Origin of the sequence: Coleofasciculus sp. LEGE 07092 (assembly GCF_015207375.1) — a bacterium.
GTDB lineage: Bacteria > Cyanobacteriota > Cyanobacteriia > Cyanobacteriales > Coleofasciculaceae > LEGE-07092.
In genome coordinates, this window is the sequence record NZ_JADEWY010000222.1 from 1 (window position 1) to 5346 (window position 5346).

The following is a 5346-nucleotide window of genomic DNA, read 5'->3' on the forward strand; positions in this document are numbered from 1 at the left end:
CCCCAGCTCCCCAGCTCCCCATCTCCCTACGTGTTTATGCGGAGACTGGCAGTTCTGACTCCTTAGATTTCCGTGAAACGACGATGGTTTATTCGTTTTCCTGTACAGACAATGAGTTCAGGATGGTTGGGTAACACCAAGTCGTTGAAGGGATTCAGTTTTCACTGCTGTTGGTTTTTTATGATGGCGACTCAGTCTACTAATTATTTTCGAGGAATGGAACTTCTGGTTGCTTACTATCGAAATCCTTCGGTAGACGTTCGCAATCAGCTAGTACGACTAAATGCTGGATTGGTAAAGAAAACGGCTTATCGGGTCAGTCTACAGTGTGTTGAACCCTATGAAGATTTAGTGCAAATCGGCTACCTCGGATTGATTCGGGCGATTGAGCGGTTTAATCCCCATCAAGGCTGTGCCTTTAGTTCCTTTGCCGTACCATTCATTCGTGGCGAAATGCTGCATTTTTTGCGAGATAAGGGCAGTGTAGTGAAGATTCCCCGCCGCTGGCAAGAATTGCAGCAAGAAGGGCAACGAGTCAGTAAGAAGTTGAGCGCCACTCTAGGACGCCCCCCTGAAGATGCGGAAATGGCTTGCGCCTTAGACGTATCGTTGCAAGAGTGGCTTGAGAGTAAGTTAGCAGCTCAAAATCGCTTGCCCTTAAGTTTAGATGCTACTGTAGGTCAGACGGTTGATTGTTCGGTGACATTGGGAGAAACGCTACCTGATAGTCGTGACCAAGCGTTGCAGCATTGGGAAGAAGACCGACAGCAGTTGCACGGCGCAATACGTCAGCTAGAAGAGAAAACACAGGCAGCGATTGAGTTTGTGTTTTTCCGGGATTTACCGCGTAAAGAAGCTGCCAAACGAATCGGTGTTAGCCCCATGACTGTGACGCGCCACCTGCAACGGGGCATGAATGATTTGGGGTTTCTTCTGCAAACTCAAATACCCGAACGCCTTGCTAGCTGAGGAGTTGAGTTAATTTGTAGGGGATGGAATGAGAAAAGAGCGATCGCTGTTCTTACTTCAGGCGTAACTGTAAGTTCAATCGTAATACTAGAGTTTCGTCTAATTTTAACTTTTATAAGCTGCGGTTTAGAACCCCGATTTCTCAGAGAAGTCGGGGTTCTCATCTTCATACCCTTGACCTGAAGCCAGTGTAAGATATCGAATTCAGGTAAAACACAGATCAAAAGTTATGCAACTGGTTGATTGGCTGATAGTCCTGTTCTACCTCATCGGCTCAATGGCATTAGGACTTTACCTTTCTCGCAAGGCGTCGGGGAGTTTGGTCGATTTTTTCGTATCGGGGCGATCGCTTCCTTGGTGGTTGGCAGGCACCAGCATGGCAGCGACGACCTTTTCGATTGATACGCCTCTCTATATTGCTGGGGTTGTGGGCAACCGGGGAATTGCCGGGAACTGGGAATGGTGGAGTTTCGGTATCTCCCATTTAATCATGGTCTACGTCTTTGCCCGAATGTGGCGGCGATCGGAAGTCGTAACCGATGCCGAACTCACTGAACTACGTTATGGCGGAAAGATGGCGGCGGTACTGCGGGGGGTGAAAGCGTTTCTGTTTGCCGTACCGATTAACTGTATTGGTATCGGTTACGCCATGCTAGCGATGGTTAAAGTTGTAGACGCCCTGGAAATTTGGCAAAGTTTGGGAATCACTCCTGGAAACAGCCAGAAAATTTGGAGTGTGGTTGGTGTCAGCGTCTTAGTATTAATCTATGCTAGCTTCGCTGGTTTATGGGGTGTCGTCACTACCGATTTCTTCCAATTCTTCCTGGCGTTGTTGGGGGCGATGGTGGTTGCTGGTGTTGCCGTTAACCACGTTGGCGGTATCCACGCCCTAGTGCCAGCGGTGCAACTGGCAACAAAACAGGATGTTTTGTCATTCATCCCTCTCTCTATTGGAGTCGGTGGTATTGGGTGGAGTGATATCGCAGGCATTACCGCTACTACCTTTTCTGCCTACCTCTTCGTTCAGTGGTGGTCCTGGCGGCGCAGTGATGGTGGTGGCGAATTCATTCAGCGCCTGATTGCAGCTAAAGATGAGGCAGAGGCGGAGAAGGCGGCTTGGTTGTTTAATATCTTGAATTATGTAGTACGGACTTGGCCCTGGATTGTTGTGGCGTTAGTGGCGATCGTAGTCTATCCGAATTTGGAAGACCGGGAGTTAGGCTATCCCAAACTCATGCTTGACTTTTTGCCACCTATTATGCTAGGGCTAGTAGCAGCATCCCTGCTAGCCGCGTTTATGAGTACGGTTTCAACGTCAATTAACTGGGGTGCTTCCTTTGTTACAAATGACTTGTATCGGCGCTTTATCAAACCCGATGCAACTCAACCAGAACTCGTGCTTGTGGGACGGCTATCTTCAGTGATGGTAACAGCGTTTGGGGCGATGGCAGCATTTTTTGCCCAAGATGTGGCAACGGTTTTCCGGCTGGTGATTGCCATTGGTACGGGTTCTGGGTTGGTGCTAATGCTGCGGTGGTTCTGGTGGCGGATTAATGCGGCGGCGGAGCTGACGGCAATTTTGGGGGGTTTTGTTGTGGGGTTGACGACTAGTGTTGTACCTGCGTTGCAGATTCCTGACTTTGGTTTGCGGTTGATGTTTATTACCGTAACTGTTGGCATTTTGTGGATCGCGGCTTTATTTCTCACTCCAGCGGAATCGGATGCAACATTGGATCAATTTTACCGTCGGGTGCGTCCGGCGGGTCCGGGTTGGCAGCGTCAGCAGGTTCGCACGGGTTTGGTGCCACTTCAAGATTTGGGACTAGATATCAAACGAACGTTGGCGTCAATTTTATTGATGTTCGGGGTAATGTTTGCCACTGGCGGCTTTTTGCTACTGCAACCGCTAATCGGTTGGGTGTCCCTCGTTGCCGCCGTTATTGGTGGGATGTGGCTGCGCCAGCTTAACAAGGTGAAGTGAATTCCCTTGTCTCAAACCGAACTCGATAATCGGGACTATGACTCCAAAGAATTGTAGGATAGATAAGAGGAGCTTTACAAATCTTTAGCCAAATTCTCAGAAAACCACTCTACTTACGCACATATCGATAACAATGGCTATTTTTCGTCAGTATGTTGCCCCCTTCCTGATCCTATTGGTCTTTTTGGTGGCATTATTAGCCGTAAGCGCTCGCATTTTCTTACCCAGCGACTTGGCAGCACCTGCACCCATTGAGGAGATTGACTCTGCTAGTGTGCAGGTATCAGCCTTGGCTAGATTGGCAGTCAACTAGAGTTCAATAGTACTGGTGTCTGAACATTTATTATTACCGGGCTATCGGCTGCGGATAGGCTCAGGGTTGGATAAGGCAATTTTGGTAAAATTCCTCCAACTCAGCTACCAAGAGCTTTTCCCAGAACAAGAGCATTTTTCCCATCTGGCGGAAACGGTGCGGCAGTATTTTCATTTGGAGACGCCGTTGTGGTGGGTTGAGCCAGCGAATTCTCCAGTGGCTATACCAACGGTTAGCCAACCTGTTGCTTGTCTGTGGCTGGGAAATGCTATCAATCAGGTACAGGGCGATCGCCACGCTTATGTTTTTTTGCTATACGTGATGCCAGGATATCGGCGTCAGGGTATTGGTTCGGCACTGATGCGCCATGCTGAAAACTGGGCAAGGGAAAGAGGCGATCGCCAACTTGGGCTGCAAGTTTTTCAATCCAACCAACCTGCCGTGCAGTTTTATCAGCAGTTAGGCTTTCAAATTCAGTCTTTGTGGATGGTTAAACCACTTTGATTGTAGGGAGTGGGGAATGGGAAATAGGGGGTCAGAGACTGGTGCAATTGGGTGGGATAGGATAATTTATCTAATATGTATGATAATGACGATCTTAGAGTAATTGATACGGCGGACGATCTAGAAAGCCCCCTAGATAAATTAGAGCCAGTTGATGTTGAGTCAGAAGCCGAAAAGCCCGATCCAGAAGTAATGCTGGCTCTTTTAACCGCCCCCGAAACGCCACAACGGATGCTGGCGACAAGAGCGTTTTGTGAACTTCAGGATGAACGGGCTATTCCTCATCTAATTAACTTGTTAAAAGATGTTTGCCCCTTGGTGCGGGTGAGTGCTGCCTATGCTTTGGGGCGCAATCCCAGTCCTACGGCTGTAGAACCATTAATCGAGCAACTTAACCGCGATTGGAATGGTTACGCCCGTAAAGGTGTGGTTTGGGCATTGGGAAACTGCCGCGATCGCCGTGGGTTGCGGCCCCTGCTTGATGCCTTGATAACGGATATCTCAGCGGTACGTTTGTGGGCGGCGAGTTCTTTGGCACAAATGGCAAAGCTGGAGTATCAAGATATGGTGGCTTGCATTCCACCATTGATTACCGCCTTAAAGCAAGACCCGATCGCAGCAGTGCGGAGTAACTGTGCTTGGACATTGGGGCAGTTGTGTCGGGAACTTCCGTCTAATGCTATTTACGGAGGCGCGATTGATGGATTAACTGAAGCCTTTGCCGAAGATGAAGATATGGGAGTTCGGGAAGATGCCAAAGCTGCACTTTTACGATTGGGCGACCCTCGCGCCCTTCAGATGATAGAGGCAATTGAATTGGAGGGGTTGTTTTGAGAAGGAAATCTTGTAGAGATGTTAGATGCAAAGTCTTTACAAGTTTCGTTAAATTTATATAATTTTTTAAACATTACCTTACAAAAGTTAAAGTAGAGGGGTGGATATTGCTCACTGGCGGTCTTTTTTTACCCCATCCTGCAAGACAAAACCTCTCTACTATGCTTGTTTCTTCCTCTCAACCCACAGCCGATCGCACGATACCGCTTTTTGATGAGTCTGATTTCCGCCGCCGCTTCTTCCGACTGGCAAGTATCAACATTTTGTCTAATCTCATGGTGCCCCTGGCGGGTATATTTAGTGTGGCGTTCTTGGGTCACTTGGGAGAAATTCGCCACCTTGCCGGTGTTACCTTATCCACGGTGCTGTTTAACCACATCTACCGTTCCTTGGGTTTTTTACGCACAGGAACTACGGGTACAACTGCCCAAGCTGTAGGGCGTGAGGATGGGGACGAGGTATTACTGACGGGATTACGCAATGGCATTATTGCTGTGGGATTAGGACTGGCGATTTTGATTTTGCAGCACCCATTGCAAGAATTGGGGTTTGCTTTGTTGAGTGCTGCCCCAGAGGTGAAGTCTTCGAGTCAAGCGTATTATGCTACCCGCATTTGGGGCGCACCTGCCACGTTACTAAATTTTGTATTCATTGGTTGGTTTCTGGGACGGGAAGAAAGTAGCAAAGTTTTGCTGTTATCGGTTATCGGTAATGCAGCTAATGTTGTGCTGGACTGCTTATTTAT

General features: G+C 48.4%; 6 protein-coding genes. All 6 read left to right on the top strand.

Translation table 11 applies throughout. The features are described from left to right. Window positions 1-183: 183 nt before the first annotated feature. The gene (locus IQ257_RS28655) at window positions 184-969 is read left to right on the top strand and encodes an RNA polymerase sigma factor SigF (RefSeq protein ID WP_193877279.1); all 786 of its coding nucleotides are present in this window, start codon (window positions 184-186) and stop codon (window positions 967-969) included. A gap of 229 nt (window positions 970-1198) precedes the next feature. After that, window positions 1199-2950: a sodium:solute symporter family protein gene (locus IQ257_RS28660; RefSeq protein ID WP_193877273.1), complete on the top strand. Its 1752-nt coding sequence runs from the start codon at window positions 1199-1201 to the stop codon at window positions 2948-2950. Window positions 2951-3083: 133 nt separating this feature from the next. Continuing rightward, complete coding sequence (locus IQ257_RS28665) at window positions 3084-3263, top strand: hypothetical protein (RefSeq protein ID WP_193877271.1); 180 nt, start codon at window positions 3084-3086, stop codon at window positions 3261-3263. Between the two features lie 15 nt (window positions 3264-3278). Further along, entirely contained in the window at window positions 3279-3767 is a 489-nt protein-coding gene (locus tag IQ257_RS28670) for a GNAT family N-acetyltransferase (protein WP_193877269.1), read from the top strand. 75 nt (window positions 3768-3842) lie between these two features. Beyond that, window positions 3843-4601, top strand: a complete 759-nt coding sequence (locus IQ257_RS28675; RefSeq protein WP_193877267.1) for a HEAT repeat domain-containing protein — start codon at window positions 3843-3845, stop codon at window positions 4599-4601. Between the two features lie 161 nt (window positions 4602-4762). Next, window positions 4763-5346 (top strand): MATE family efflux transporter (locus IQ257_RS28680; RefSeq protein WP_322744499.1); only part of this gene is annotated, 584 nt, incomplete at its 3' end.

Coding starts and splice junctions, on each gene's coding strand:
- IQ257_RS28655 (WP_193877279.1), top strand. CDS start 184: ATGGCGACTCAGTCTACTAATTATTTTCGAGGAATGGAACTTCTGGTT.
- IQ257_RS28660 (WP_193877273.1), top strand. CDS start 1,199: ATGCAACTGGTTGATTGGCTGATAGTCCTGTTCTACCTCATCGGCTCA.
- IQ257_RS28665 (WP_193877271.1), top strand. CDS start 3,084: ATGGCTATTTTTCGTCAGTATGTTGCCCCCTTCCTGATCCTATTGGTC.
- IQ257_RS28675 (WP_193877267.1), top strand. CDS start 3,843: ATGTATGATAATGACGATCTTAGAGTAATTGATACGGCGGACGATCTA.